Below are 26,246 nucleotides of genomic sequence, written 5' to 3' on the forward strand. Positions count from 1 at the left end.
AGTTAATGAATGAAACATTAAAAAAAATTATTGAAAAAACTCGAATTGCTCTAGAATCAGATCCAGATGGGCCTGTTATAGGAAAAATTAGGTCGGGGAAAGAGGTTGATTTTGAGAAAATTAAAGGTCCGAAAGATTACTATGATTTTTTAGGTATTAGTAATGGGGCAAGATGTGGTGCTATAGACCTGTTCCCATTAGAAACCATGTCAGGAAGTCAAAGTCTATTGGAATTTATAGAAAATCCAGAAGATGCTAAAGAACAGTGGATTTATATAGGTCAAACTCTTTATGAGCCACTGCTAATAAACGAGTTAGATGGATTGGTTTATCAATTTTATGAGGGTCCGCCTCTTGAAAAAGGGGAATGTTATGGTACATTTGATTGTTTTTTGTTGAATTATGTATTTGGAAAGAAATATAGTGAAATAATTCCAGATGCTGATAATGATGATTGGTTCCAGTTACTAAAGAAATTGCAAATTGTATAGCTATGCAATTAAGAACTGCCCTACTTGTTCCAGGATATTACACATTCAATGAGAAAGAGCAACGAAGCATGAAAAAAGTCCTAGAAATGTGCATGGAAGATAAAAAAACGAATTTTGAAGGGGTTATTATGGGGTTAACTATGCCTTTTGAAAGTGATATCGTGGACTGGAAGGCTTTTTTTGAAAATATCTACAAGGAACTATTTGGAGAAAAATAAGGACTAATTCTGGATTCCGCTCCTCGACTGGTACTGGTTTAAAGAACACCCGTAGGATGCACTGGTATTATTCCACAAAAGGTCACAAGTAAGCTTCAGGGTCAAAAATTTAATAGTTTTGTCTTTTTCATAATTTCTTGAATGACTTTGTATTTGGTGAGCGATATATTGAGGTGGGGGGAAAGATGAATGGTATAATCTTCTGAAATCATCTGAACTTTTTTAAACCATTTGAAGTGTTAACTTTTATGAATAATTTGATTGTTTAATACACCCTAGACAGGGTGCCAATTTGATAGCGAACTTTAGGATTTTATGCACCAGCACTGCTACCTCACCAAAAGGCATGGGGAGAGGGGGAAATTCGGGACACTACTCCGACGTATTGCTTGGACAGACCTTTAATAATGAGATGATTGTGAAAAATGAGAAAATACCAAGCGCTGCATCCTGACATTCAGGTGTGCAGCGCTTTGTTATTTACGTTTTTTGCTTGGCGGGTAAGGCTCCTTAAGATCCGTTCGGTTTAAAAGATAGTCTGTACTCGTGTTGTGCAGATCAGCCAGTTGGATTAGGATTCTGGTTGGTATGTCAACATCACCGCGTTCGTAGTTGCTGTAAATACGTTGGCTGCAATTGAGATATGCGGCGATTTGTGTCTGTGTCATGTTCTTCATTTCTCGCAGATCTCGAATTCGTTTGTACAATTGTACCACCTCAAATATCATTATAGTTTAGCGATTAATTCGCTATTTACTTTTAGTGAAATATTCGCTAAACTAACTTCAAGGCACTGATTATAGAAGAGAGGGGTGCACATATGAAAACCATCTTAGGAGAACTGTATCACGGTAATCTTTGCCCGGAAGCGCAGATCGTATCCAAAAATCCGGCATGCCATGACACGACTCAAAAAATTATGGAGGAGATGAAAAGGTGGCGGGAGCGACTGCCCGAAAGCGAGTAAGATCAGCTTGAAGATTTGATGAATTTGGTTGCTGAAATGAATGCGCCGGATTCTTTTGTATACGGCTTTAAACTGGGAGCAATGATGATGATCGAAGTTTTAGGCGCTGGGGAGAAATAAGGGACGGGGACAGTGAAGACTATGTGCGCGAGAGCTAGAATCGGTGCTGGGAGAGTCCAGAAGGAAACGGTTATACTGTCGCTGCTTGAGGACGACGGCGGCCGGACCGAGTTCGAGTACGACCGCTCCAGGGCAATTTGCTTTCCGAGCGTTCTGGCAGCGCTATGACGACTCTATGCCTATGACGCGTTCAACCGGACCGCCAAGGTCGAGAAGCCGGACGGCAGCTATGTCCGCCATGAATACGACCCGGAAGGACTGCGCAGCGGCATATGCGAGAACGGCGTCACCAGCCGCTTCGTGTTCGACGGCTGGAATATGGTTACCGAGCTCGCCGAGGAGTGGAATGCGAAAGCCTCCTGTGTGCGCGGCCATGAATTATTGGCGTAGGTGGACGGCCTTGGAGATGCCTACTACTACCTGAACAACCAGCACGGCGACGTCGTGCATATCACGAACCGGCTGGGCGGCATCGTCAACAGCTACGAGTACGACGCCTTCGGCCATACCTTGTCCGCCACCGAAGGCATCCCGAACCGCTTCCGCTACGCGGGCGAGCAGTTCGACCCCGTCACGCAGCAATATTACCTGCGCGCGCGGTTCTACAACCCGATCATTGCCCGGTTCACCCAGGAGGACGAGTACCGCGGCGACGGCCTGAACCTGTACGCGTATGTGGGTAATAACCCGATACGGTATGTGGACCCGAGCGGGTATTCGTGTGAGGAAAAAGGGAATGTTTATGGCAAGGGTGAAAATTTTGATGCTATAAGAGGTTATAGGGGAAGAGATTTAACTAATTTACCAAAAGAGTATCTAATTGATCCTAGATTAATGGTTGAAATGAATTATAAAGGTAAAGGCGCTTCGGGAACGAATTCAGCTGGTTGGGAAAGAAACTCAAAAAAATTCTTTAAAGAATTGCTTAAGAGAAACCCAGAGTTTTGGAGCGAAAAAAATACATCGGAAATTAGGAGAGGTAGGGCTCCAGAAGTTGATGAGCACTTTGTAAAATATTTTCCTCAATATATGGATTATTTAGAAGATCCATTGAGACACCATCATATTGGAGAAGGTGGCCAAGCCGCAGCTTTGCCAGTCACATTGCACCCTGGCTATGGTGGGGTTCATAATATTGAAAAAGAATGGGGAATAACAGGCGTGGATGATATAATTGCAAACAGATTAGATACCTTATTAAGGAGATGATTCGGTATGATTTCACCACGCGAGTTTAGGAAGAAATGGGATTCCGAAAAAAATGGAAAACTTATTAATTATTCTGCTGAGCACCTTGAGAAATTACCACTCTCAAAAGAAGATAGATTATTTTTGAGCGAAGCTGGATTACCCGCGTCTGCTCCTCCATATCTAGAATTTAAAACAGTACAAAATTTATATGATCAAAAAAATAACAATTGTAAAGTGAAAGAGGAATATCTCCCAATAGGTACTACAGGGGGAGGCGATTATGTCTATATAAACACATATAATAGGAACATAATATATCTCGACAGTGGAAATCAAAATAAAGAAGTTTTCATTAACTCCACTATTAATCAACTTGCTGAATGTATACTTTTATTTTCAAATATGATAGATAAAGCTATTGATACAAATGGTGAAGACGCTTATCTTGATAATGATATTCCTCCTGAGTTAATAACTTGGATTACGAATGAAATAAAGCGTGCAGATCCAAAATCTCTAGAAGAAGGAGCATTTTGGCACACAGAACTCAAAGAATTAATAAATGAATAGGTTTTTTGAAAAAAGGATTAGTATTAGGTTGAAGGGCCCCAAAAGTGAGAAATTAAAAGAAACTTTTGGGGCTATGGACTTAAAGCGATACGTTCCGGAAGGATTTTGTATTACTGGTTTCTGTATTTGATTCATTTTGGATCCCAAGCAGTTACTATATTGAAAAATAAATATGATGGAAGTTAATTTTGGAGACCTTCCGAGCGTGAATCCAGACTTTCGTCAATAGCTTAATAAAATGAAATTGAGGTTGTTATTTATGAGTACAGATGAAGTGGCACCTCCGTGTGAAGTCCTTGACGCTCTTATAAATAACACAATTATACCGATTCTTAAGCAATTGGAAGAGATAACGAGGAGAAGAGTTTTCAGTTAATAGATTTATATGGAGAACAAAAGTCAAGCGCCTAACTCAACCAATAAGAATAAGATTTAGACCTACCTTCAACTCCGAACAATTAAAGTTTCAGGTTGAAGCTGTTTTTTCAAGGACATTTCACCAGAAGGAACAGGATGCTCAGGTTTCTGGACAAAAGGTAAAGTTAACACTGATAATCTCAAAGTATCAAGAACTCCTTGGGTAGCGTAGTAAAATGTGTGGCAATGGAAAGGGGGAAGTAGGGTTACTTTTAAAAATATGATTCCGGCTTTCACGCAAAATAATTTCAAACCTAACATACCATTAATTGAGGCTTATTTCCGTTTTATTAAGATGGAATAAGCCTTTTTGTATAATAAGCATAACCAGCACGGCGACGTCGTGCACATCACGAACCGGCTGGGCGGCATCGTCAACAGCTATCGAGTCCGACGCCTTTGGCCATACCTTATCTGCTTCGAAGGCATCCCGAACCACTTCCGATATCCGGGCGAGCAGTTCGACCTCGTCATGCAGCAATAGTACCTGTGCGCGTGCTTCTATAACCCGGTCATTGCCCGGTTCACTCAGGAGAACGAGTACCGCGGCGACGGTCTGGACCTGTACGAATAGGCGTATGGGGAAAAAACCAGGTTTTTGCAGATAGACTTCAATTATTATTGACAATTAAGAGGTGATTAGGGTGAGTGTCAAAGAAGAATTAGCCCATTATTATGATGAATTACTGAGTTACTGGAATAATACTTTTGGAACTTTACCAAAGATCCCATTTGATGAAGAGGCTAATCCCTTATTATATCAAGGCGAACCGGATGAAGATGAGTATGTCTCTTGGAAGCCGATAGTAAAAGAAGAGCAGGAAGATTTTGAAGCGATTGAGACGAATATTGATTTACATTTACATTCATCTATAAAGGAGTATTTTAATTCCTTTTGGTTTTTAAACCTTCAGGGTTTTTATAATTCAAAGTTAATTATTCTAGAACCTGTTGAACCAGGTATGGACATTAATAATTTTTTTGTTAATCAAAAAAAATACGAGGAACATCAAGGAAAAATAATAAAAAATATTCAACTTGGTTACATTTCACCAGAGAATATGGCAGTGATGGTCAACAACGAGACTGGAGAAATTCTACAAGAAGATTTTGAAACAGGGCATACTACTGTGATTGCCAAATCTTTAGAAGAACTTATTAAAGGCTTACGAGTCACAAGATAAAATTGATTGATAATATATGAAAGGTGGGCTTCTGCCCTAGGAGTGAATTTTGATGTATATATTTACTCTCTAGTATCTTTAGGAGGTAAGCCAATTCCAAAGTACTTGGAAAGCACATATATGATGTTAAAAAGTACTTTTCCTAATGGTATTGGAGATGAGGAATACTTTCCACTCATTTCCTTGCTTTACGAGTATATGTCTGACAGAAATTTAGCTAAGGTTATTTCGTCAATCACTGAAAAAGACATAACTATCACTATTAATGACATTCAAAAACAGTGTCAGCAAACCTCGCAAGTGATGAAGTCATAGATAATATTAGAGCGAAACTTCTTCGTCATGGTTTTGAAGAGTGGACGGAAGAGGAATAAATACTGTGACCTTGAATGCTTCAGACATTCAAGGTTTTCTTTATTTGTGGGGCTACCCAGTGTGGAGTGAAGAATAGCACACATAACCCATGTATTTGTTCACGAGGCATTAAGGCACAAGCTAAATTACTGGAAAAAATATACAACAAACTTGAGGAAGAGGTAGATTGGGGGCTAATTGACAACATTGATCTCAAGACTGTTTAATTGTTTAGATTAAGAAGTGGTTTCCCAAAATACAGCCACCGAACCAAACACTAAACAACTTGAAAATCACACTTGCTAACTAAAAGCTTATTCCACTTTGAAGATAAGGAGGAATAAGCCTTTTTTCAAAGTAGGGTAAGAATATAGGGAAGAAAATAACTAACAGAGGAAAAGGCAGGATTATTAAGCTTTGATACAATTACCATATGAGGCGGCAATGGAATCTCCACAGTTACCCACCGTATGGAAGAATGTCCACGAAATTGAAATTATGAACTCGATTAGATTTAGCAGACCGAATTCGGCTTTATAAGAGGGGGTGTTGACCGGAAGGGCTGCGCAGCGGCATTTACGAGAACGGCGTCACCAGCCGCTTCGTGTTCGACGGCTGGAATATGGTGAACGAGTGGACGAGGAGTGGAACGCCAAGGCCAGTTATGTACGAGGCCATGAATTAATGGCGCAAGTGGACGGCCAAGGAGATGCCTACTACTACCTGAACAACCAGCACGGCGACGTCGTGCAGATCACGAACCGGGATGGGCCGTATCGACAACAGCTACGAGTACGACGCCTTCGGCCACACTTTGTCCGCCACCGAAGGCATCTTTCGAACAGCTTCCGCTACGCGAGCGAGCAGTTCGACCCCGTCACGCAGCAATATTACTTGTGCGCGGTTCGAAATACGGTAGACTTTCTTCATAGAAATATCATCGACGTACTAACTTACGTAGATCTGTTAATGTGCTATTAACTTCTGGTATCGGTAAGAAGAAGATGGGCCCTGCCTTGAGTTTTACAAGGCGATCTTACTCCTCTTACTCAAGTCCCGCTCTCCTCGGTTTTCATATTCTTTTGAATTTGGGACAACACTCTATTAACAAGTTGATCAGCTTGCCGAGTTGTTTCTGGTAAACGATATTTGGGAGAGAGCTTTAATATCCATTCGCAGGCTGTTGCTAGGGAAATGCGATGACCGATAGACACGAAAATAGGCTTAATATTTTCCTGAGTCCTTAAAACATTACCAATTATGTCACCGTTATCAACTAATGGAGCGATAGCTCCTCTGTTTTGTTCAGGGGCTTGGAACTCGCCTACTAACCTAGTTTTCCCGCATCCAATCGTAGGAATGTCAAGTAGAACTCCCAAATGGCTCGCTAATCCAAACCGTCTGGGATGTGCAACTCCCTGTCCATCACAAACAATCAGTTGGGGAGGAGTTTTTAATTGGTTGAATGCTTTAAGTATCGGAGGCAGTTCTCTAAATGAAAACAATCCTGGAATGTAAGGGAAGTGAGCAGTGTCCACAACCACTACTGACTCAACTATAGTTAGTGAAGTAGCATTCAAAATAACAATTGCTGCAATTAATTTATCATCCTTTTTGCTGTACGCTACGTCTACTCCGGCAACATAATTGATTTCAGCAAAGTGATCTTCCTTTATAACTTTTAAGGATAACTCTTGCTGTAAGTTGATTGCGTCTGCTTCCGACAGTTCCCATGTATGTTTTAATATTTGTTCCATTATAGAGTCCCTTCACCAAAAACATTTGGATTTTTAACGGTTTGTTATTAGATTAACTATCTAACAATTATATAACAAAGTTAGTCTATTAGGGGGCCTACCTCAGCAACTAGTAAGGCAATAATGGTTTTGAATAAACTCTTTTAATGGCTTATTCCAACTTTACAATAAGGAGGAGTGAGCCTTTTTTCTCCCGCATTTTGTCATAATCTGATTGAATTTGAACGAAAGGTGAACGTTAATAATAAAATATGATTGTTTTTGATTGAATATGATTGATTTTTGTTGGCGGTTTCAATACAATAGCGTTGAAGGAGATGATAAGATGTTAACCCCGGAACGACATCGAATTATTTTGGAACTGCTCAAGGAAAAGGGAGTCGTCAAGATTCAAGAGCTCGTTCATGAGACCGCTTCCTCCGAAGCAACGATTCGGCGAGATCTGAGCCATCTGGAAAGCGAGAATCTGCTGAAGCGGGTTCACGGCGGTGCAGCCCTGCTCCAAGGTAAAGGGATGGAAACTTCTTTAAGTGAAAAATCCACCAAGCAGTTAAGTGAAAAGAAACAAATCGCTGAGCTTGCCGTGTCTCTTATTCAAGACGGGGATTGCATTTATCTCGATGCCGGGAGCACCACCTACGAGATGATTCCTTTGCTTGTTGATAAAAAGGTGACCGTCGTAACCAATGGACTTATGCATCTTGAATCTCTTTATGAATATGACATTCAGGCTTACGTTGTTGGGGGAAAGATAAAGGGGCTCACCAAAGCGTTAATTGGCAGTCAAGCAGTACGCGGCTTGCAGGATTATAGATTTGACAAATGCTTTCTTGGCACCAATGGCATTCATGAGGAGCTTGGCTATACGACGCCAGATCCCGAAGAGGCCAACATCAAGAAGATGGCGCTCCATTTATCCGAGAAGAGCTACATCGTTGCCGACAGAAGCAAGTGGAACAAGGTCTGCTTTGTACAGTTCGCGGCTATCGATGAGGCAGCGCTTGTTATTGATCAGTTGGAACCGGAAGAAGAGAGCTCCATTAACAACAAGACGAAAGTAATAAAGGTTGTGAAATAAATGATTTATACAATGACGCTCAATCCTTCGATTGATTACTACGTGTACGTGGACCAATTCCAGGTTGGCGGGTTGAATCGAATGACGAAAGATCAGAAATATCCGGGCGGTAAGGGCATTAATGTCTCGCGGGTATTATCCCGGATCGGCGTACCCACGAAAGCCCTTGGATTTGTCGGTGGCTTTACGGGACAGTACATTCAAGACGGTTTGAATAACGAAGGCATCGAGACCGATTTTGTGAAGGTCGAAGGAGATACCCGGATTAACATCAAGCTGAAGACCGGGGAAGAGACCGAGATCAATGGCGCAGGTCCTGCCATCTCGAAAGATAAGGTCCACGAACTGCTTGCCAAGATTGAGGGGATGAGCAACGGTGACACGCTGGTCCTTGCAGGCAGCATTCCTTCAAGCTTGGACGCAGGGTTATACCGCGATATCATGAGGCGCTGCATGGATAAGGGCATTCGAGCCGTTGTCGATACAAGCGGCCAGGTCATGCTTGAGCTGCTGCGCTACCGTCCGTTTCTCGCAAAGCCCAATCAGCAGGAGCTGGGAGAATTCTTCCATGTGAACATTGAATCCTTAGAGGATGTCTTGCGCTATGGCCGCCAATTGGTTGATCGGGGTGCACAGCATGTCATTGTCTCCATGGCTGGTGACGGCGCAATGCTTATCACCACTGAAGCAGCCTACGTGGCGAATGTGCCGCAGGGCAAGGTGATCAACTCGGTAGGTGCAGGAGACTCGCTCGTTGCAGGCTTTATCGGATGTTATGCCGTAACCGGCTCCATTCAGGAGGCTTTCGCCTATGGCGTCGCAACCGGGAGTGCAACGGCATTTTCAAGTGACTTGTGCAAGAAGGAATATATTGAAGAACTGCTTCCGCAAATTAAACTGACTCAAGTGGGGGAGAGTGCATCATGAGAATTACAGATCTACTGAAGCAGGACACGGTCATCCTCGATCTTCATTCGACGGGGAAAGAAGCGGTTATTGATGAGCTGATTGCTAAGTTAGACGAAGCGGGACGCTTAAGCGATCCTAAGGCTTTTCGAGAAGCGATTATGCTTCGTGAAAGCCATAGTACAACAGGGCTTGGGGACGGAGTGGCCATCCCTCATGCGAAGACGGTTGCGGTTAAGGGGCCTGCGATATGCTTTGGGCGATCCGTCGAAGGCGTGGATTTTGAGTCGCTGGATGAGCAGCCGGCGCATTTGTTCTTCATGATCGCTGCGACGGATGATGCGCATGATACCCATGTCGAGACGCTGTCAAGATTGTTTACCCTGCTGGATGAGAATATGCGTGAGGCAATGCTGAAGGCAACTTCGGTGGAGCAATTGCTAAGCATCGTGGATCAGCGTGAAAATGAAGTGCTGGCAGAGCAAGCGTCGAGTGAAGCTTCTGCTGCGAATGCTCGGCCGGCATCTGAACAGGATCGTCCATACCTTATTGCTGTAACGGCCTGTCCGACAGGCATCGCTCATACCTATATGGCCGCGGATGCGTTACAGCAGAAGGCGAAGGATATGGGCATCGATATTAAGGTCGAGACCAACGGTTCGACTGGTGTTAAAAATGGGCTGACCGCAGATGACATTGTTCGGGCTACGGCGGTTATCGTGGCCGCGGATAAGCAAGTCGAGATGAATCGTTTTGCCGGTAAGCATGTGGTTCAGGTTCCGGTTGCGGATGGAATTCGCAAGACCGGGCAGCTCATTGAGCGGGCACTCAAGCAAGACGCACCTGTTTACCGCGCCTCCGGAGAAAAGACGGAGCAGAAAGAGGGCAGCGGCGGGAAGCGCGGCGTCTACAAGCACCTGATGAACGGGGTAAGCAACATGCTTCCATTCGTTGTTGGGGGCGGCATCTTGATAGCGTTATCATTCCTTGTTGGAGGAATTAACGCCGAGGGTGAGATCGCAGAGCTTCTATCCATGATCGGGAAAGCCGCCTTTATGTTTCTAGTGCCGATTCTGGCTGGCTTTATTGCAAGCAGTATCGGAGACCGCCCCGCGTTTCTGCCGGGTATTGTGGGCGGTTATCTTGCGGCTGAAGCCGGTGCCGGCTTCCTTGGCGGGCTCGTTGCCGGATTCCTGGCCGGTTATGTTGTTGTTCTGTTGAAGCGTCTCCTACAGAACCTGCCTCAAGCCTTGGAAGGAATTAAGCCAGTTCTGCTATTCCCGCTGCTAGGGTTGCTCATCGTGGGCATCTTGATGGTTACGGTCGTTAATCCGCCCGTCGCGGCTTTGAACGGCATGATGACGGATTGGCTGAACAGCTTGAATGGAGCAAATGCGATTCTGCTCGGTCTAATCCTAGGCGGTATGATGGCGGTCGACATGGGCGGCCCGATTAACAAAGTAGCCTTTACGTTCGGGATTGCAGCGATTGAAGCGGGCAACCTCGGTCCTCATGCTGCGGTCATGGCAGGCGGTATGGTTCCGCCGCTAGCAATCGCACTGGCGACAACGTTCTTCAAGAACAAGTTCACCGAGAGCGAGCGGAAATCCGGCGTGACCAACTATGTCATGGGTTTGTCGTTCATTACGGAAGGAGCGATTCCATTTGCTGCGGCTGATCCGCTCCGTGTACTGACGAGCTGTATTCTTGGATCTGCGATTGCGGGCGGTCTCGCGATGGCCTTCGGCATTACGCTCCCTGCTTCACACGGGGGAATCTTCGTTATCGCTTTAGTCAATAAGCCATTCCTGTATCTTCTTGCGATATTGATCGGTTCGATCGTATCCGCCCTTACGCTTGGCGTATGGAAGAAGACAGTAAGAGTCTAATTTGTTCCAAATATAACGGCCGTTCCAAGCATGCGAACCCTCGGAACGGTCTTTTTCTGATCTTGTGCATGAAAACTACATGCAAAGTCATTATTTTCTCAGTCCAAATTCCTTTATTTTATTTTCGACAAAAAGTGTGAAGGTATATTGTTTTTTGAGCTTGAACAGCATAATGGCTTGTTCGAAATCCGCTAATGCCGATGTATGCTGCTTTAAAAAATAGTGATTTAACCCTCTTTCATAATACAGCTCTCCAAAAAGATAGAGAGAATTGTATTTCAAGCATTGTTCGATTCCTTTGCTGCAATAGTGTATACAGTTGTGATAGTCCTGACTTCTTGATAACGAACGTGCGAGCGCGTAGATGTTTTTGATTGGCAATGTCCTGTCTTCGATATAATAGTGCCGATGAATATGGCGGTACGTCCAATGTAAAATACGCAGAGCCTTCCGGTTCTGGCTGGATTCAGACAGCAAGATGCCAATACTGTTAATAATCGTCAATTCCTGTTCCGAACAAAACTTTAAGCATTTGCATGTTTTTCTTAATGCTGTTTTCAGCATCGTTAAGCATGAATCGAAGTCCTTAGAGGAATAGTAATGAGATACCGCTTTCGCCCAGAGAAGGAATTGCTGATCTTCGGATGCTTCAAAAAGATGGCTTTCTTCTTCCAGAATCTTCATCACTTGTCCGAAATCATTTTCTTGAATAAAGGAGTGGACAATAAATTTAATATTATTTTTGTAGGTGATATTGGAATCGTTATGGATATCAAATAAATATTTTACATTTACTCTTAATTTTTTGGACAGTAAGTATAATATAAAGCCAGATGGTATCTCTCGCCCATTTTCAATGTTGCTGATATGAGGTTGCGTACAGATCCCCTTCGCTAACGCCTGCTGACTCAACCCTTGCTTCAGACGCAATTCTTTAATAATTTTCCCGATTTCAATAGTATTTAACGTATAAACCATATAGTTCCCCCTTTACACAATTTTACACTTGTTTATCTGATCCTGGAGGAAATATGCTTGTCCTGGTTGGGAACTTCAATTCCTCCTTTTGTATTTTTCGGAATAATTCAGCTGTATTTTTATGGCTTTTCGGTAATGATCTTTTCACTTCCCTGCCGATTTGGGCCGGATTCCCGACGGTTTCACATTATTGAAACAGAATATAACTATCCTTATTTATCGATCGAATTCGAACCATGTTATCGTTAAATTAGAATTAGTGAATAAATAGCTATGTAAGAAAGGGGAAAAATGATATGAATAAGATCGCGAGTGCATTTTTGATTATCGCCTTATTTTTTGGTTATCAGCAAGCAGCTTCGCCCGACACCGATTCATCATCAACAGCCGTAAAATTGGAATTGCGCAGTGACCATCATCTGATTGGAGGGCATTAAGGAAGTTTTGCTAATCATCTTGAATGGTGTAATTTCATCTGCCGCAAGTACGATTCCGTATGCATCCGAATCTTATACCGTTACGATGTAACTAAGGAATCTAAGAGAGGAATAGCCAGTCAAAATTGACGAACAAGCCTCAGCGACTTAATGACCTGAATACAGGAAAAATTGCACCTCTCTCACGAATAATGTGAGGGGGGATTTTCATGTTCTAGGCCGCTCGGGATTATTGGAGCTGCCGGTTCAAATCACAATAGAACAAAAAAACCATATGATGAGGCTGCCAACCCGATGTTGTACCAGAGTGAACCCGATGAAGAAGAATATATTTTTTGGACCCTTTTCGGTATATTCAAATTAGGTTCATTTCACCGGGAGGTGCAGCTTTAAGGCGGAGCGATATGATATAAATCACATTTTATATTTTAAATGTGTCTAAATATTGACACTAATTATGACGCCGTGATATTATAACGTTAAAATAACGCACCATCGAAAAAACGTATTATAATTTGCGATGAACCTCAAGAAAAACCACGATAACCGATTGCAAGCTCCAGCACGACAACGCGCATCTACGCTATCTTTACACGCTTACGTACATCTCCGCATCTAAGCTACCAGGCAGCAGCGCTTAGCTTCGAGGGCAAGCGCAACTCACATTATCCTTCCATGCGAACGCAGAATACAGACGTGCACGAATGAACTTTCCATGAAGCATCAGAGGAACACATTTCATGTCTCGATGACCGCAAGAGAGCTTTACACTCAGACAACTCGCCAATACGCTTATTATCTATTTCTTATCTTGAAAGCGCAATCAATTACAATCCTTATTGTAAAGGAGCGAGATTGGATGAAACCGTTTTTTTCGATTGTTATGGTTTGTTCACTGCTGCTGCTGGCGGCATGCGGGAATTCGAGCGAACCGAAGGACACGGGCAAGAATGAGGACGGTAAAAAGGTGGTCAAGATCGGCATTGCGCAGTACGCGAATCATCCTTCACTGGATGGGGCGAGAGAAGGCTTTTTGCAGGCGTTGAAGGATGCCGGGTATGAGGAAAATGTCAATTTGCAAGTGGATTTCCACAATGCGCAGGGTGACATGAACAACAACCTCACAATAGCCCAAAAGCTGGTCGGCGACAAAAACGACCTGATCCTGGCGATCGCCACGCCGACCGCGCAGGCGGTTGCGAAGGCGACGAAAGACATTCCCGTTCTATTCACGGCCGTGACAGATCCGGTCACATCGAAGCTGGTCGACAGTCTCGAGAAGCCGGGAGGCAATGTGACAGGCACGCGCGACACGAATCCGGACGCGATCAAGAAGACGATGGAGACGATCAAGAAATTTTTTCCTGAGGCCCGCAAGATAGGCGTCATTTACAATTCCGGCGAGCAGAACTCTGTTGTCAACGTCGCTAACGTCAAGCAGGTGCTGCAAGAGGGCGGACTGGAGACGGTCGAGGCCACCGTAACGAACAGCTCCGAGGTGAAGCAGGCCGCCGATTCACTGGTAGGGCGCGCGGATATTATCTATCTTACGTCGGATAACACGGTCATTTCGGCGCTCAGCTCGGTCGTGTCGGTCGCGAATGACAAGGACATTCCGCTGTTCTGCGAGAGCAGTGAATCGGTCGGGGAAGGCGCATTCGCATCGATCGGATTCCAGTACTACGATCTGGGCTACACGACAGGCAAGATGGCGGTGGAGGTGCTGAAGGGCGCATCGCCAGCAGACATCCCTGTCCAGTTCTCCGAGAAGCTTGATCTGATGATTAATCCGAAGGCGGCGGAGGCGCAAGGAATTACTTTGACGGAAGAGATGACACAAGGCGCAATCCTGATTGAGAAATAAGTCGTTCCAAATTAGGAGGATGCAATCGTGCTATATGCGCTGACGGGTTCTTTGGAAGCAGGGGTCATTTACGCGTTGATGGCCCTGGGCGTTTACTTAACGTTTCGGATTCTCGACTTTCCCGATTTGACCGTCGATGGCAGCTTTGCCACCGGCGGAGCCGTGGCGGCGGTCATGATTACGTCCGGCTATTCCCCGCTGCTCGCCACATTGGGCGCGCTGCTGGCCGGATGCGTGGCAGGAACCGTAACCGGCCTGCTGCATACCAAAGGGAAAATCAATACGCTGCTGTCCGGTATTATTTCGATGATTGCTTTGTATTCGATCAATTTGCGGATTATGGGCAAGGCGAATACGCCGCTATTGGGGGAGAACACCTTGTTCACGCAGCTTGCCTCCTTCTTGTCCAGCTTGCAGCCGATGGCGATTTTGGCAGCCGTAGGAATATTCGTCCTGCTCATCAAATGGGCCATCGACTGGTTCCTGGATACGGAGATTGGCTTGGCGATTCGCGCCACCGGCGACAATGCGAAAATGATCCGCAGTCTCTCGGCCAACACCGACAATATGAAAATTATCGGGCTCAGCCTGTCCAACGGATTGGTAGCGCTATCCGGCGCGCTTATCGCCCAATATCAAGAATTTGCGGATGTCTCGATGGGGATCGGAATTATCATCATCGGCTTGGCCTCCGTCATTATGGGGGAAGCCGTCTTCGGCCATGCTTCCATCCGGTGGGCGACCTTCGCCGTAATCGGAGGAGCTATCCTTTATCGCCTCATTATTATGCTCGCTCTCCGCATCGGGTTGGATCCGAATGACCTGAAGCTGCTGACCGCCGCGATTGTGGTCTCCGCCCTCGTCATGTCGCGGGTTCTCGCTACATGGAAAGACAGGCGGGTGAAGTCCTCCCAGGAAGATGTTCCGCATGTGCCCATCGACATCGACCAGGGAGCAAGGGGGGAAAGCCATGCTGAAACTTGACGGGATTCGGAAAGTGTTCAACCGCAGGACGGCGAGCGAGAAGATCGCTTTGCAACATACGAATCTGACGCTTCGCGAGGGCGATTTCGTATCGATTATCGGTTCTAATGGAGCGGGCAAGTCCACGCTGATGAATATTATCTCGGGCGGGATGGCGCCGGATAGCGGGACCATCGAGATCGACGGCGAGAACGTAACCGGCCTCTCCGAATTCGAGCGCTCGCGCAAGATCGGACGCGTGTTCCAGGACCCGATGGCCGGCACGGCGCCGACGATGACGATCGAGGAGAATCTCGCGGTCGCCTTCTCGCGCGACAAAAGACGCACCCTGCACCGGGGCGTGAACAAGAAGCGGAAGGAGCTGTTCCGGGAGAGCCTGGCGTCGCTGCATCTCGGGCTCGAGAACCGGCTGTCGGCCAAGGCCGGACTGCTGTCAGGCGGCGAGCGGCAGGCGCTAAGCCTGCTGATGGCGACCTTCACGCAGCCGAAGGTGCTGCTGCTGGATGAGCATACGGCCGCACTTGATCCGGCGCGGGCGCAGTTGATTACGGCGCTGACGAAGGAAGTGGTCGAGCGTTCCAACTTCACGACGCTGATGGTGACGCACAATATGCAGCAAGCCATCGAGCTCGGGAACCGCTTGATTATGATGGATGCCGGCCAGATTATTTTGGATGTGCCGGAAGAGGAGAAGAAGCATCTGACGATCGAAGTGTTGTTGCAAAAATTCGCCCAGTTGAAGGGAGTGGCGGATGACCGCTTGCTGTTGGGATAGATAAAAAAGGGGAGGGAGCGGTAATGATGATTCAAAGTCAGGGGCATCCGTCTGCCCCGCCAATCGAAGAGCAGGCAGGAGCGGGAACGCGGCATGAAGACATGCGAGGGCTGCTTGAGCCTTATCAGGTGCTGGCGCCGGACGGGGAGCTTCGCCACCCTATCGAGGGGGCCATTGACGAGGATCTGATGATACAAATGTACGAGAACATGGTGCTGGCAAGAATGTTCGATCGGAAGGCGGTCAACCTGCAAAGGCAGGGCCGAATGGGCACGTACGCCCCTTATGAAGGCCAGGAAGCTTCGCAGGTCGGGAGCGCGCTGGCGCTGTCCCCCAATGATTGGTTGTTCCCCAGCTATCGCGATCACGCTGCCGCGATGACGCATGGGCAGGCGCTTAGCCGCGTCCTTCTCTATTGGATGGGGCATATGGAGGGCTCCATCAGTCCGGAAGGCCGCCATATTATGCCGCCGTGCGTGCCGATAGCCACGCATTTGACGCATGCCGTAGGCACGGCGTGGGCCGCCAAGCTGAAGGGGGAGAAGCAGGCGAGCATCGTGTACTTCGGCGAAGGGGCGACCTCGGAAGGAGACTTCCACGAGGCTTTGAATTTTGCCGGGGTGTATCAGACCGCCACCGTCTTCTTCTGCCAGAATAACGGGTACGCGATCAGCGTGCCGTTCCATGCGCAGTCCGCTTCCCGGACGATCGCCCAGCGCGCGGCCGCTTACGACATGCCGGGGGTGCGGGTGGATGGCAACGATGTGTTCGCCGTATGGCTGACCGTGCGCGAAGCGATTGAGCGTGGCTTGGACGGCGGCGGACCGACGCTTATCGAGGCGGTCACGTTCCGTTACGGGCCGCATACGACCAGCGACGACCCGCGCAAGTATCGCGATCAGGCCCGGCTATCCGCCGAGTGGAGGGAGCAGCGCGATCCGATAGAGCGCTTGAAGCGGCATCTCGTGAAGAGGGGAGCCTGGAGCGAGGAGCATGAGGAGCGTCTGGCGGAGCGGGTCAGCGGCCTGATCGAGGCCGCGGTCGTGGAGGCCGAGAGCTATCCGAATTCCCGGCCTGAAGATATGTTCATGCACGTAAGCGCTGACATGCCGTGGTCTGTGGCCGAACAGCGGGAACAGAGCGGCCTGTGTGCGGAAAGGCAGGGTGAGGCATGAGCCGGAGGTTTACGATATTGCAAGCGATTCATGAAGCGCTCGATCAGAAGCTGGCGGACGATCGGCGCGTCATGCTGACGGGCGAAGACATCGGCGTCAACGGCGGCGTGTTCCGGGCGACAGAGGGGCTGTTCGACAAGTACGGCAAGGAACGGGTCGTCGATACGCCGCTGGCTGAAGCCGGCATTATTGGCTCGGCGATTGGGCTGGCGCTGAATGGCTTCATTCCGGTCGTCGAAATTCAATTTTTGGCCTTCATTTATCCCGGCTTCGAGCAGCTCATCACCCATGCGGCCCGCATGCGGTATCGGACGCGGGGACAGTACAATGTCCCTCTTGTCATCCGCACGCCATACGGAGCGGGAATCCGCGGGCCGGAGCTTCATTCGGAGAGCGTGGAAGCATTCTTCGTCCATACGCCCGGCCTCAAGGTGGTCGTGCCGAGCAATCCTTATGATGCCAAAGGCCTGCTCATTAGCGCCATCGAAGATCCCGATCCGGTTGTTTTTCTGGAACCGGCCCGGATCTATCGCGCCTTCAAGGAGGAAGTGCCGGAGGAGATGTACCGCATTCCGTTAGGGAAGGCGAATATCGTCCAGGAAGGCACAGACGTGACGCTGATATCGTGGGGGGCCATGATGCGGGTGGCGCTTGAAGCGGCCCGGCAGCTGGAGCAGGAGAAGGGCTGGTCCTGCGAAGTCATCGATCTCCGCTCGCTGTATCCGCTCGATCGGGATGCGATTGCGGCATCCGTGAAGAAGACGGGCCGAGCGCTGATTGTTCATGAGGCGCAAAAGACGGCCGGGGTCGGCGCGGAAATTGTCTCGCTGATCAATGACGAAGCGCTGATGTATTTGCGGGCTCCGATTCAGCGGATTACCGGCTTCGATGTGCCGGTTCCGCAATTCTCGCTCGAGGATGTTTATGTTCCGACGGTTGAGCGGGTGAGAGCGGGAATCGCCACTGCAATTCAGTTCTGACCGTTCAGGAGGGGGAACGCAAATGATAGAGTTCAAGCTTCCCGACGTGGGAGAAGGCATTCACGAAGGGGAAATCGGAAAATGGCTGATCAAGGAGGGAGAGCGGGTTGCCTGCGATCAGCCGATCGTCGAGGTGCTGACGGACAAAGTGAACGCCGAGCTGACCGCTCCGGCAGGCGGCGTAGTGCACAAGCTGATGTTCGCCGAGGGGGACGCTGTCCAGGTAGGCCAGGTGCTATTCCTTCTTGAAGCGGAGGGGCGCGTACCCATGGATGGATTGGGGACAGAAGCGGAACAGGCAGCCTCTGCCGTTGCCGATCCTCCGCCTCCGCTCGCAGTGCCCGTGCCGCCGGCCGCACCCGCATCCCCGGCAGGAAGAGTGCGCGCGGCCCCCTATGTTCGCCAGCTTGCGCGGCAATTGAATGTCGACATCGAGCAGGTGAAGGGGGGCGGAGCGGATGGCCGCATTACCGAAGAGGATGTGCGGCGCTATGCGGCGGCCGGCACGGCGAAGGAAGCGGAAGACTCTGACATGCCGCGACTGGATGCGGTTCTGCCTGTGCGGGAGCGGACGGAGACCGCTGCCCGGCCGCAGGATGCCGCTGCCCGGCTGGAGGCTGCCGGACTGGCGCCCGCTTGTCCCGAGGAACGGATTCCGCTGCGGGGCGTGCGCCTGAAGATCGCCGAACGGCTAGTCAAGGCGGTGACCATCATCCCGCATGTCACGCAGGTGGATGAACTGGAGGCCGATGCGCTGCAGGCGCTGCGCGAACGTCTTCAGCTGCTGGCGGCCGAACGGCAGGTGAAGCTGACGTACTTGCCGTTTTTTATCAAGGCGATCGTCATCGCGCTCAAGGAATTTCCGGCCTTCAACGCGTCGCTTGACGACGAGAGCAAGGAGATCGTCTTGAAGCGCTATTATCATATCGGGATTGCGACCGATACGCCGGACGGCCTTATCGTTCCGGTCATCCGGCACGCCGATCGGAAGACCGTCTTCGAGCTGGCGGAAGAGATTGGGCGGCTGTCGGAGCGGGCCCGCGCAGGGAAGCTGGCGCTGGAGCAGATTACCGGCGGCACCTTCACGATCAGCAACGTCGGGCCGATCGGCAGTCTGCTCGCGACGCCGATCATTAACCATCCGGAAGCGGCCATTCTGGCGCTGCACAAGATGGAGCCGCGTATGGTTGTCCGCAACGGGGAAGGCGTCATCCGTCTCATGATGAATATGGCGCTCTCCTTCGATCACCGGATTATCGATGGAGCGGATGCGATTCGGTTCACGAACCGGATCAAGCGGCTGTTGGAGCAGCCTGACTTACTATGGGCGGAGATGGTATAGATGGTTGTCGGCGAGATTGCAGTAGAAACGGAAGTTGTTGTTATTGGCGGCGGTCCGGGCGGGTATTCGGCGGCCATTCGCCTGGGCCAGTTGGGGCAATCGGTTGTTCTAGTGGAAAAAGAAGAGCTGGGCGGCGTCTGTCTTCATTCGGGCTGCATTCCGTCCAAAGCGTTGATTCATGCGGCCAGCCTATATGACGATGCCAAGTCGGCCTCCAAGCTGGGGCTGCGGCTCGACCCGGGGGCGCTTGCCTTCGATATGTCCGTATGGCAGCAGTGGAAATCCGGCATCGTCGGCAAGCTGCGAAGCGGCGTGGCACAGCTCTGCGCTGCCAACGGGGTTACGGTCGTGAAGGGGAGCGCCGTCTTCCTGTCCGCCGACCGCGTCGGGGTGGAGACGGAATCCGGCTTCGAGACCTATAAGTTCCGGCAGGCGATCATCGCCTCGGGATCACGGCCGCATCTCCCGGCATTCACAGCAGTTGGCGGTCCACGCATCCTCACTTCGGCGGAGGCGCTGGAGTCGGAGACTCTGCCGGAGCGTCTGGCCATTATCGGGAGCGGCTACATCGGCATCGAATTGGGCATGGCCTTCGCCAAGCTTGGATGCCGCGTGACGCTTATCGAGCGGGAGGAGCGTATCATCCCGCTTGTAGACGGCAGCCTCGCCGCGGAAGTGAAGCGGCGCGCCAGCAAGCTGGGAATGGTCATCAAGACGGGGACGGAAGTGCGCGCGGTGGCTGAGCATGACGATCATGTCGAGCTGCGCCTCGAATCGCGGCAGCATGTTGAGGAGAGCATCCTCTGCGACAAGGTGCTGGTGACGACCGGGCGCATGCCGAACACGGAGGGGCTCGGCCTTAGCCAGGCGGGGGTGCAGGTGGATGAGCGCGGCTATGTTCCGGTCGATGCGGAGTGCCGGACGAATGTGCGCCACATCTTCGCCATTGGGGATATTACGCCAGGGCCCGCTCTTGCCCACCGGGCCGCGAAGCAGGGCACGGTCGCCGCAGAGGTTATCGGCGGACTTCCTAGCGCCTTCGATTCGCCCTATGTGCCGTATGTCATTTTCTCCGATCCGCAGATTGCGGGCGTGGGGCTGACCCGGGCGGAAGCCGAGCGGCAGGGCATGAAGGTGAAGACGGGGCGCTTCCCGTTCCGGGCCAACGGATACGCGCTGGCGGCCGGGAAGACAGACGGCTTCGCGGAAGTGGTCGTCGACGCGGATTCCCACTTGCTGCTGGGCATGCACGCGGCAGGCGCGGATGCCGGCAGCTTAATCGGCCAAGGCGCGCTCGCACTCGAATTGGCGGCGAGAGCGGAAGATGTGGCCATGACGGTCCATCCGCACCCGACGCTCAGCGAAGGCTGGCTGGAGGCGGCAGCCGCCGCCTTGGGGCATGCCATACACATTGTGAATGAGAGGAGGCTGGAAGATGAGTAATCGGACGGACCCGGATAGAGCGCTGGACGACGAGCGTCTGGCGCATTTCCTGAACCGGATTGACCGGGGCGACAAGATTGAAGCGGACGATTGGATGCCAGACGATTACCGCAACCAGTTAATCAAGCTGATATCGATGCACGGCGTGAGTGAAATTATGGGAGCGCTGCCCGAGAAGGAATGGGTTCCGAAGGCGCCGACGCTGCGCCGCAAGCTGGCGATCATGGCCAAGGTGCAGGATGAGATGGGGCATGGACAGCTGCTGCTGCGCGTCGCAGAGGATCTGATGGCGCCGCTTGGCCAGACCCGTGAGGATCTGCTGCGCAATCTGTTCTCCGGGAAGTTGAAGTTCCACAACGTCTTCCATATGGAGGCGCCTACCTGGGCGGATGCCGGCGTCATCGCCTGGCTCGTCGACGGCGCGGCGATCATTACCCAGACGATGTCGCTGGAGACATCCTACGCGCCGTATGCCCGCGCGCTCCAGCGCATCTGCGCGGAAGAGAAATTCCATGCTCAGCATGGGGAGAGCATCGTGCTGGAGCTGGCCGAAGGGACGCCGGAGCAGCGCCGGATGCTGCAGGAGGCAGTGAACCGTTGGTGGCCTTCCTTGCTGATGTTCTTCGGCCCGCCGGATGATGGGACCGTGTCCAGCAATCAGCAGCTGAACATGCGCTACAAGATTCGCTCGCAGACGAACGAGGAGCTGCGGCAGGCCTTTTTCAATAAATATGTGAACCGGATTTTTCATCTGGGCTTGACGCTTCCAGATGACACGATCCGCTATGACGAAGCGGAAGGCGTCTGGCATTACCGGCAGCCCGACTGGGACCGCTTCGTGCAGATTGTGCGCGGGAACGGGCCTTGCTCGGCACAGCGGCTGCGGCTGCGGAAGACATCCTACGAAGAGGCGAAATGGGTGCGCGACGCGATGCTGGCGCCCCGCACATCCTATGCGGCAGGAGGAGCGATATGAGCAGCGAACGTGAGGAGCAGTTTGCCATCTATGAGGTGTTCAGCCAGAAGAGCCCGTCTGCCGGCTTCGCGCACCAGTTCAGCTTGCTGGCGCCCAACCCGGAAGCCGCGCTCATGATGGCGCGGGAGAACTTCATGCGCCGCGAGCCCTGCATCAATATCTGGGTCGTGAACCGCGACGATATCCATGGATTGTCGCCGGAGGAACGGGCGAGCCTCGAACGGCTGGACAACAAAAGCTATCGCGAGACGAAGGGCTACGGCGATGTGCAATCGAGGTGGCGCATCCACAAGGAAGCGTACGAGAGTAAAGCGGATATCGTCCGGAAGGAGGGCTGACATGACAGAGCTTATTTGGACAGAGACGGCGGAAGAGGCCAAGCGCAGCCCGGAATATGCGCGGGCCTTGCAGGAATTGCTGCTCCAGATTGCAGACGATGACTATATTTTGGCTTACCGGGGATCGGAATGGCTAGGGCTGGCCCCTCACATCGAGGAAGATGTCGCCTTCTCGTCGATGGCGCAGGACATGATGGGGCATGCGGCGATGCTGTACGGGATGCTGGAGGAGCTGGGGGCCGGCAAGGCGGATGATCTGGCGCATTTGCGCAGCCCGGAGGCGTTCCGCAATGCCATTCTGGCGGAGCGTCCGAACGGGCCGGGCGAGTATGCGGATGAGCCGCATTATGATTGGTCCTATGCGATTGCCCGCTGCTGCCTGTATGGCCTGTTCAAGGACATCCGGCTGGAAGCGTTGCGCCGGTCTTCGTATGTGCCGCTGGCGCAGACGGCAAGCAAAATGCAGCGCGAGCATCACTATCACATCCGGTATTGGCGCTCATGGTTCATGCGGCTGGCAGACAGCACGGACGAAGCGCGCTTGCGCTTGAACGCGGCTGTGGCTCAGGTGTGGAGCGATGTCGGCAGCCTGTTCCCGCTTGGCAGCGAGGAGGAAGCAATCGTCCGCTTCGGGCTGAGCATAGGCGGCGACGAATTGGCGCGGCGGTGGAAGACGGCGGCGCAGAGCTTGTTCGAAGCGAGCGGGCTCGTATGGCCGGGAGACTGGGCCATTCCTGTCCGGAATGGACGCGACGGACAGCATACCGACGATCTGGCGCAAGCCGTCGCCACCTTGTCGGAGGTGTACCGGATTGATCCGGCGGCTGGCTGGTAAAGGGGGAGGTTCATCATGACGCAGCAGACCCGGCAAATGCTGACGGGGCTGGAGGAGCGAATCTGGACATTGCTGCGGGAGGTCAAAGATCCGGAAATACCCGTCATCAGCATGATCGAGATGGGCATGATCCACAGGGTGGTTATCGACGAGGGCGCCGTGGACGTTGAGGTGCTGCCGACCTTCATTGGCTGTCCCGCTCTGGACATGATGAAGAGCGAAATTCAGGAGAAGCTGCTCTCCATCGAGGGAGTGCGCGAGGTGAGCGTCCGCTTCCTGCGGGAGCCGGCCTGGACCTCGGATCGGATTAGCGGCGATGGCAGGGAGAAGCTGCGTTCGTTCGGCATCGTTGCACCGCCGCGCGGCTGCCCGCCCGGCGAGGATTGGGAGGTGCGGTGCCCCTACTGCGATTCGCCGCATACCCGTATGGACAATATGTTCGGTCCGGCAGCTTGCCGCAGCATTTTATATTGCAAGCACTGTAAAAATCCGTTCGAAGCCTTGAAAGTGTTGTGAGGAAATAGGAGCAATCATAGACTAGTGACAAGCAAGATAAGGCAAGGAAAATATTGCGCACGATTGCGCAGCCTCTGAAGCGGAGCAAGCTGCAGAGGAAGAGGGAGGGTATCTAATTACGATGGAAAAAAGCATGCAGACCGTAGAAGTGAAGTCGATGTTCATTAACGGAGAATGGACGCAGTCGCAGGGCGGCGGCACGCTCCGCGTCGTCAATCCGGCAACCGGAGAGGAAGTCGGGACGGTAAGCTATGGCGACGGCAAGGATGCGAGAGCCGCCATCGAGGCGGCCCATCAAGCCTTCCCGGGCTGGTCCCGCCTGACTGCCCGCGAGCGTTCGAAATATTTATATCAATTGTACGAACTGGTGCGCAGCCACCGCGATGAGCTGGCAGGCATCATCTCGGCCGAGATGGGCAAGCCGCTCCGGGAGGCCAAGGGCGAAGTGCTGGGGGCAGCCGACAACTTCATGTGGTATGCAGAGGAAGCGAAGCGGGTGTACGGCGAGACGGTGCCGTCTTCCGTGCCGAACAAGCGGATTATGGTCAGCCGCCAGCCGGTTGGCGTCGTCGGAGCGATTACGCCGTGGAACTTCCCGGTTAATATGGTCGCACGGAAGATTGCGCCCGCACTGGCCGCGGGGTGCACCGTCGTCTTGAAGCCGGCGGAGAGCACGCCGCTGAGCGCGATTCGGCTGTTCGAGCTGATTGCGCAAGCCGGGTTCCCGGCCGGAGTCGCCAATCTGGTCATCGGGCAGCCGGAGGCGGTCGGCCAGGAATTGCTCGATAATCCGAAGGTGCGCAAAATCGCCTTCACCGGCTCGACGCGCGTCGGCAAGCTGTTGATGGAAGGGGCGGCCAAGCATGTCAAGCGGGTCAGTCTGGAATTAGGCGGGCATGCGCCATTTATCGTGTTCGAGGATGCGGATCTGGACGCGGCAGTCGCGGGGCTGTTCGAGAGCAAATTTCGCAATTCGGGGCAGATGTGCATCTGCACGAATCGCCTGTACGTGCATGAATCTGTGGCGGAGGCCTTCAGTGCCAAGCTGGTCGAACGGCTGAGCAAGGCGAAGGTCGGCGACGGCCGCAGCAAGGAAACGGAAATCGGCCCGCTCGTAAATCAACGGGCGCTCGATAAAGTATTGCGCCATATCCAGGATGCCCAGGATAAAGGCGGGCAGGTCGTGTTCGGCGGCAAGCGCTTGGCGGAGGGCGAGTACGGCAAAGGCTTCTATTGCGAGCCGACCCTGATTACCGACGTGACCAAGGAGATGGAGATCGCCTTCGAGGAGACGTTCGGTCCGGTCGTGCCGATGATGACGTTCACGGACGAAGCAGCGGTCATCGAGATGGCGAACGATACGCCATACGGCTTGGCCGCTTATGTGTATACGCGTGACAACAGCCGCTGTTTCCGCCTGGCGGAGGCGCTGGACTATGGCATCGTGGGCATTAACGACGGTTCGCCGGCGCAGACGCAGGCGCCGTTCGGCGGCTGGAAGGAGAGCGGGCTCGGCCTGGAGGGCGGACGGTACGGGATGGACGCCTTTTTGGAGACGAAGTTCGTCTCGTTCGGGATGTAAGGAGATTGATGGATTTGATGAATTGATTTCGATAGATAAGGGAGGACAAATTCATGGTCAAATTAATTGCTATTTATCGCAAGCCCGAGGATGTCGAAGCGTTTAACGAGCATTATTTCCAGACTCATGCCCCGCTGGCGGCGAAGATGCCCGGCCTCGTGAAGATGGAGGTGGGAACGATTTATGGAACGCCTATGGGCGAGAGCGATCTGCACCTGATTTGCGAGATGTATTTCGAATCGAAGGAGGCCTTGAAGGCAGCCTTGTCGTCCCCGGAGGGCAAGGCGTCGGGCAAGGATCTGATGGGATTTGCCGGCAAAGTGGTGTCGATGCATATGGCGGAGGTGCACGAGTGAGCCAGCCGACGCATCGCAACCGGTTCAACGATCTGCTCGGAATCGAGGTCGTTCAGCTTCAGCGCGACGGCTGCGTCATGCAATTGCATATCCGCCCCGATCTCCATAATAGTCTCGAAGGCGTCGTGCATGGCGGCGTGACGAATACGCTGGCCGACGTCGCCATGGGCCATGCGGCTGTGCCCCCGGTTGATGGAGTGCAGCAGTGCGTGACCGTGGAGAGCAAAATCAATTATTTGTCCCCGGCCATCGGCGAACTGCTCGTGGTGGAGGCCCGAGTGCTGAAGCGAGGGCGCAATCTGATCGTGACGGACGCGCGCATCACCTGCGACGGGAAGCTTGTCGCCGTCTCTTCGGGAACCTACGCGCGCGTCAACTCGGGACGGTGGGAACGGCGGGCGGAGATGCCGGCCGCGAAGGATATGCCGGCCGCGGACATGAAGGGGAAGCGGCCATAAGGCGAAGGGACAGAAAAGTACCCGTCCCCAAGGAGCGGCGGGAAGAGAGGGGCTGATCGAATCGA

General features: G+C 51.5%; 29 protein-coding genes and 1 pseudogene. 26 read left to right on the forward strand and 4 right to left on the reverse strand.

Annotation, left to right across the window (positions count from 1 at the left end):
- The first annotated feature begins 5 nt into the window (after positions 1 to 5).
- Together FLT43_RS21690 and FLT43_RS29425 are read left to right on the forward strand one after the other, a co-directional pair.
- Positions 6 to 491, forward strand: coding sequence for a hypothetical protein (locus FLT43_RS21690; protein WP_087443174.1), 486 nt, complete (start codon positions 6 to 8; stop codon positions 489 to 491).
- A gap of 68 nt (positions 492 to 559) precedes the next feature.
- Positions 560 to 709, forward strand: coding sequence for a hypothetical protein (locus FLT43_RS29425; protein WP_164776227.1), 150 nt, complete (start codon positions 560 to 562; stop codon positions 707 to 709).
- 476 nt (positions 710 to 1,185) lie between these two features.
- Here the strand turns inward: FLT43_RS29425 and FLT43_RS21695 are convergent, their stop codons facing one another.
- Complete coding sequence (locus FLT43_RS21695) at positions 1,186 to 1,437, reverse strand: helix-turn-helix domain-containing protein (RefSeq protein WP_307719679.1); 252 nt, start codon at positions 1,435 to 1,437, stop codon at positions 1,186 to 1,188.
- A gap of 92 nt (positions 1,438 to 1,529) precedes the next feature.
- On the opposite strand from FLT43_RS21695, the pseudogene FLT43_RS30675 reads away from it, so the two are divergent.
- From FLT43_RS30675 to FLT43_RS30900, 6 genes and pseudogenes are all read left to right on the forward strand, one after another.
- Positions 1,530 to 1,796 (forward strand): annotated as a pseudogene (locus FLT43_RS30675) (DUF6809 family protein).
- Between the two features lie 390 nt (positions 1,797 to 2,186).
- Positions 2,187 to 3,005, forward strand: coding sequence for an RHS repeat-associated core domain-containing protein (locus FLT43_RS21705; protein ID WP_087443177.1), 819 nt, complete (start codon positions 2,187 to 2,189; stop codon positions 3,003 to 3,005).
- A gap of 6 nt (positions 3,006 to 3,011) precedes the next feature.
- A complete protein-coding gene (locus FLT43_RS21710) occupies positions 3,012 to 3,557 on the forward strand; it encodes an SUKH-4 family immunity protein (protein ID WP_087443178.1) in 546 nt (181 codons plus the stop codon).
- Positions 3,558 to 4,284: 727 nt separating this feature from the next.
- The gene (locus tag FLT43_RS29755) at positions 4,285 to 4,458 is read left to right on the forward strand and encodes a hypothetical protein (RefSeq protein ID WP_174818143.1); all 174 of its coding nucleotides are present in this window, start codon (positions 4,285 to 4,287) and stop codon (positions 4,456 to 4,458) included.
- Between the two features lie 160 nt (positions 4,459 to 4,618).
- On the forward strand, positions 4,619 to 5,158 hold the full coding sequence (locus tag FLT43_RS21720) for a SecY-interacting protein Syd (RefSeq protein ID WP_087443179.1): 540 nt from the start codon (positions 4,619 to 4,621) through the stop codon (positions 5,156 to 5,158).
- A gap of 42 nt (positions 5,159 to 5,200) precedes the next feature.
- Complete coding sequence (locus tag FLT43_RS30900) at positions 5,201 to 5,473, forward strand: DUF3349 domain-containing protein (protein ID WP_373994916.1); 273 nt, start codon at positions 5,201 to 5,203, stop codon at positions 5,471 to 5,473.
- Positions 5,474 to 6,298: 825 nt separating this feature from the next.
- Here the strand turns inward: FLT43_RS30900 and FLT43_RS29435 are convergent.
- Both FLT43_RS29435 and nfi read right to left on the reverse strand, forming a co-directional pair.
- Positions 6,299 to 6,442, reverse strand: a complete 144-nt coding sequence (locus FLT43_RS29435; RefSeq protein WP_164776223.1) for a hypothetical protein — start codon at positions 6,440 to 6,442, stop codon at positions 6,299 to 6,301.
- A 119-nt stretch (positions 6,443 to 6,561) separates the two neighbouring features.
- Positions 6,562 to 7,269 carry a deoxyribonuclease V gene (gene nfi / locus FLT43_RS21730; RefSeq protein WP_087443183.1) on the reverse strand — a complete coding sequence of 236 codons (708 nt, stop codon included), beginning with the start codon at positions 7,267 to 7,269 and terminating at the stop codon, positions 6,562 to 6,564.
- Positions 7,270 to 7,594: 325 nt separating this feature from the next.
- Between nfi and FLT43_RS21735 the strand changes: the two genes are divergently transcribed.
- Genes FLT43_RS21735 through FLT43_RS21745 form a run of 3 tightly spaced genes read left to right on the forward strand, consistent with a single transcriptional unit; the run spans position 7,595 to position 11,142 of the window.
- Complete coding sequence (locus FLT43_RS21735) at positions 7,595 to 8,347, forward strand: DeoR/GlpR family DNA-binding transcription regulator (protein ID WP_087443184.1); 753 nt, start codon at positions 7,595 to 7,597, stop codon at positions 8,345 to 8,347.
- On the forward strand, positions 8,348 to 9,274 hold the full coding sequence (gene pfkB, locus FLT43_RS21740; RefSeq protein ID WP_087443185.1) for a 1-phosphofructokinase: 927 nt from the start codon (positions 8,348 to 8,350) through the stop codon (positions 9,272 to 9,274).
- A complete protein-coding gene (locus FLT43_RS21745; protein ID WP_087443186.1) occupies positions 9,271 to 11,142 on the forward strand; it encodes a PTS fructose transporter subunit IIABC in 1,872 nt (623 codons plus the stop codon). The genes pfkB and FLT43_RS21745 overlap by 4 nt, the downstream gene beginning before the upstream one ends.
- A 90-nt stretch (positions 11,143 to 11,232) precedes the next feature.
- On the opposite strand, the gene FLT43_RS21750 is transcribed toward FLT43_RS21745, so the two are convergent.
- On the reverse strand, positions 11,233 to 12,120 hold the full coding sequence (locus FLT43_RS21750) for a helix-turn-helix domain-containing protein (RefSeq protein ID WP_087443187.1): 888 nt from the start codon (positions 12,118 to 12,120) through the stop codon (positions 11,233 to 11,235).
- A gap of 296 nt (positions 12,121 to 12,416) precedes the next feature.
- On the opposite strand from FLT43_RS21750, the gene FLT43_RS29440 reads away from it, so the two are divergent.
- The 15 genes from FLT43_RS29440 to FLT43_RS21820 all read left to right on the forward strand — a co-directional run bounded on the left by FLT43_RS29440 (position 12,417) and on the right by FLT43_RS21820 (position 26,181).
- Complete coding sequence (locus FLT43_RS29440; protein WP_164776221.1) at positions 12,417 to 12,557, forward strand: hypothetical protein; 141 nt, start codon at positions 12,417 to 12,419, stop codon at positions 12,555 to 12,557.
- A gap of 859 nt (positions 12,558 to 13,416) precedes the next feature.
- Positions 13,417 to 14,421, forward strand: coding sequence for an ABC transporter substrate-binding protein (locus FLT43_RS21755; protein WP_087443188.1), 1,005 nt, complete (start codon positions 13,417 to 13,419; stop codon positions 14,419 to 14,421).
- Positions 14,422 to 14,448: 27 nt separating this feature from the next.
- Positions 14,449 to 15,405 (forward strand): ABC transporter permease, encoded by a 957-nt coding sequence (locus FLT43_RS21760; RefSeq protein WP_087443240.1) that lies wholly within the window; start codon positions 14,449 to 14,451, stop codon positions 15,403 to 15,405.
- On the forward strand, positions 15,392 to 16,180 hold the full coding sequence (locus FLT43_RS21765; protein ID WP_087443189.1) for an ABC transporter ATP-binding protein: 789 nt from the start codon (positions 15,392 to 15,394) through the stop codon (positions 16,178 to 16,180). The genes FLT43_RS21760 and FLT43_RS21765 overlap by 14 nt, the downstream gene beginning before the upstream one ends.
- Before the next feature lie 101 nt (positions 16,181 to 16,281).
- Entirely contained in the window at positions 16,282 to 17,355 is a 1,074-nt protein-coding gene (gene pdhA, locus FLT43_RS21770) for a pyruvate dehydrogenase (acetyl-transferring) E1 component subunit alpha (protein ID WP_087443241.1), read from the forward strand.
- The gene (locus FLT43_RS21775) at positions 17,352 to 18,335 is read left to right on the forward strand and encodes an alpha-ketoacid dehydrogenase subunit beta (protein WP_087443190.1); all 984 of its coding nucleotides are present in this window, start codon (positions 17,352 to 17,354) and stop codon (positions 18,333 to 18,335) included. Before pdhA ends, FLT43_RS21775 begins: the two co-directional genes overlap by 4 nt.
- 22 nt (positions 18,336 to 18,357) lie before the next feature.
- The gene (locus FLT43_RS21780) at positions 18,358 to 19,677 is read left to right on the forward strand and encodes a dihydrolipoamide acetyltransferase family protein (protein WP_087443191.1); all 1,320 of its coding nucleotides are present in this window, start codon (positions 18,358 to 18,360) and stop codon (positions 19,675 to 19,677) included.
- Positions 19,678 to 21,120: a dihydrolipoyl dehydrogenase gene (gene lpdA / locus FLT43_RS21785; protein ID WP_087443192.1), complete on the forward strand. Its 1,443-nt coding sequence runs from the start codon at positions 19,678 to 19,680 to the stop codon at positions 21,118 to 21,120.
- Positions 21,113 to 22,096: a 1,2-phenylacetyl-CoA epoxidase subunit PaaA gene (gene paaA / locus FLT43_RS21790; protein ID WP_087443193.1), complete on the forward strand. Its 984-nt coding sequence runs from the start codon at positions 21,113 to 21,115 to the stop codon at positions 22,094 to 22,096. Before lpdA ends, paaA begins: the two co-directional genes overlap by 8 nt.
- Complete coding sequence (gene paaB, locus FLT43_RS21795; RefSeq protein WP_087443194.1) at positions 22,093 to 22,434, forward strand: 1,2-phenylacetyl-CoA epoxidase subunit PaaB; 342 nt, start codon at positions 22,093 to 22,095, stop codon at positions 22,432 to 22,434. Before paaA ends, paaB begins: the two co-directional genes overlap by 4 nt.
- Position 22,435: 1 nt before the next feature.
- Entirely contained in the window at positions 22,436 to 23,269 is an 834-nt protein-coding gene (gene paaC / locus FLT43_RS21800; protein WP_087443195.1) for a 1,2-phenylacetyl-CoA epoxidase subunit PaaC, read from the forward strand.
- Between the two features lie 15 nt (positions 23,270 to 23,284).
- Positions 23,285 to 23,785: a 1,2-phenylacetyl-CoA epoxidase subunit PaaD gene (paaD, locus tag FLT43_RS21805; RefSeq protein ID WP_087443196.1), complete on the forward strand. Its 501-nt coding sequence runs from the start codon at positions 23,285 to 23,287 to the stop codon at positions 23,783 to 23,785.
- 121 nt (positions 23,786 to 23,906) lie between these two features.
- The gene (locus FLT43_RS21810) at positions 23,907 to 25,367 is read left to right on the forward strand and encodes an NAD-dependent succinate-semialdehyde dehydrogenase (protein WP_087443197.1); all 1,461 of its coding nucleotides are present in this window, start codon (positions 23,907 to 23,909) and stop codon (positions 25,365 to 25,367) included.
- Between the two features lie 53 nt (positions 25,368 to 25,420).
- Positions 25,421 to 25,723, forward strand: a complete 303-nt coding sequence (locus FLT43_RS21815) for an EthD family reductase (protein ID WP_087443198.1) — start codon at positions 25,421 to 25,423, stop codon at positions 25,721 to 25,723.
- Positions 25,720 to 26,181, forward strand: a complete 462-nt coding sequence (locus FLT43_RS21820) for a PaaI family thioesterase (protein WP_115057727.1) — start codon at positions 25,720 to 25,722, stop codon at positions 26,179 to 26,181. Before FLT43_RS21815 ends, FLT43_RS21820 begins: the two co-directional genes overlap by 4 nt.
- Positions 26,182 to 26,246 lie beyond the last annotated feature (65 nt).

The sequence above is a fragment of the Paenibacillus thiaminolyticus genome (assembly GCF_007066085.1).
GTDB lineage: Bacteria > Bacillota > Bacilli > Paenibacillales > Paenibacillaceae > Paenibacillus_B > Paenibacillus_B thiaminolyticus.

Coding starts and splice junctions, on each gene's coding strand:
- FLT43_RS21710 (WP_087443178.1), top strand. CDS start 3,012: ATGATTTCACCACGCGAGTTTAGGAAGAAATGGGATTCCGAAAAAAAT.
- FLT43_RS21780 (WP_087443191.1), top strand. CDS start 18,358: ATGATAGAGTTCAAGCTTCCCGACGTGGGAGAAGGCATTCACGAAGGG.
- FLT43_RS21755 (WP_087443188.1), top strand. CDS start 13,417: ATGAAACCGTTTTTTTCGATTGTTATGGTTTGTTCACTGCTGCTGCTG.
- nfi (WP_087443183.1), bottom strand. CDS start 7,269: ATGGAACAAATATTAAAACATACATGGGAACTGTCGGAAGCAGACGCA.
- FLT43_RS21745 (WP_087443186.1), top strand. CDS start 9,271: ATGAGAATTACAGATCTACTGAAGCAGGACACGGTCATCCTCGATCTT.
- FLT43_RS21690 (WP_087443174.1), top strand. CDS start 6: ATGAATGAAACATTAAAAAAAATTATTGAAAAAACTCGAATTGCTCTA.
- paaC (WP_087443195.1), top strand. CDS start 22,436: ATGACAGAGCTTATTTGGACAGAGACGGCGGAAGAGGCCAAGCGCAGC.
- FLT43_RS29440 (WP_164776221.1), top strand. CDS start 12,417: ATGAATAAGATCGCGAGTGCATTTTTGATTATCGCCTTATTTTTTGGT.
- FLT43_RS21735 (WP_087443184.1), top strand. CDS start 7,595: ATGTTAACCCCGGAACGACATCGAATTATTTTGGAACTGCTCAAGGAA.
- FLT43_RS29435 (WP_164776223.1), bottom strand. CDS start 6,442: ATGAAGAAAGTCTACCGTATTTCGAACCGCGCACAAGTAATATTGCTG.
- FLT43_RS21810 (WP_087443197.1), top strand. CDS start 23,907: ATGGAAAAAAGCATGCAGACCGTAGAAGTGAAGTCGATGTTCATTAAC.
- FLT43_RS21695 (WP_307719679.1), bottom strand. CDS start 1,437: ATGATATTTGAGGTGGTACAATTGTACAAACGAATTCGAGATCTGCGA.
- pfkB (WP_087443185.1), top strand. CDS start 8,348: ATGATTTATACAATGACGCTCAATCCTTCGATTGATTACTACGTGTAC.
- pdhA (WP_087443241.1), top strand. CDS start 16,282: ATGCGAGGGCTGCTTGAGCCTTATCAGGTGCTGGCGCCGGACGGGGAG.
- FLT43_RS21750 (WP_087443187.1), bottom strand. CDS start 12,120: ATGGTTTATACGTTAAATACTATTGAAATCGGGAAAATTATTAAAGAA.
- FLT43_RS21765 (WP_087443189.1), top strand. CDS start 15,392: ATGCTGAAACTTGACGGGATTCGGAAAGTGTTCAACCGCAGGACGGCG.
- paaA (WP_087443193.1), top strand. CDS start 21,113: ATGAGTAATCGGACGGACCCGGATAGAGCGCTGGACGACGAGCGTCTG.
- FLT43_RS29425 (WP_164776227.1), top strand. CDS start 560: ATGAAAAAAGTCCTAGAAATGTGCATGGAAGATAAAAAAACGAATTTT.
- paaB (WP_087443194.1), top strand. CDS start 22,093: ATGAGCAGCGAACGTGAGGAGCAGTTTGCCATCTATGAGGTGTTCAGC.
- FLT43_RS21815 (WP_087443198.1), top strand. CDS start 25,421: ATGGTCAAATTAATTGCTATTTATCGCAAGCCCGAGGATGTCGAAGCG.
- FLT43_RS21775 (WP_087443190.1), top strand. CDS start 17,352: ATGAGCCGGAGGTTTACGATATTGCAAGCGATTCATGAAGCGCTCGAT.
- lpdA (WP_087443192.1), top strand. CDS start 19,678: ATGGTTGTCGGCGAGATTGCAGTAGAAACGGAAGTTGTTGTTATTGGC.
- paaD (WP_087443196.1), top strand. CDS start 23,285: ATGACGCAGCAGACCCGGCAAATGCTGACGGGGCTGGAGGAGCGAATC.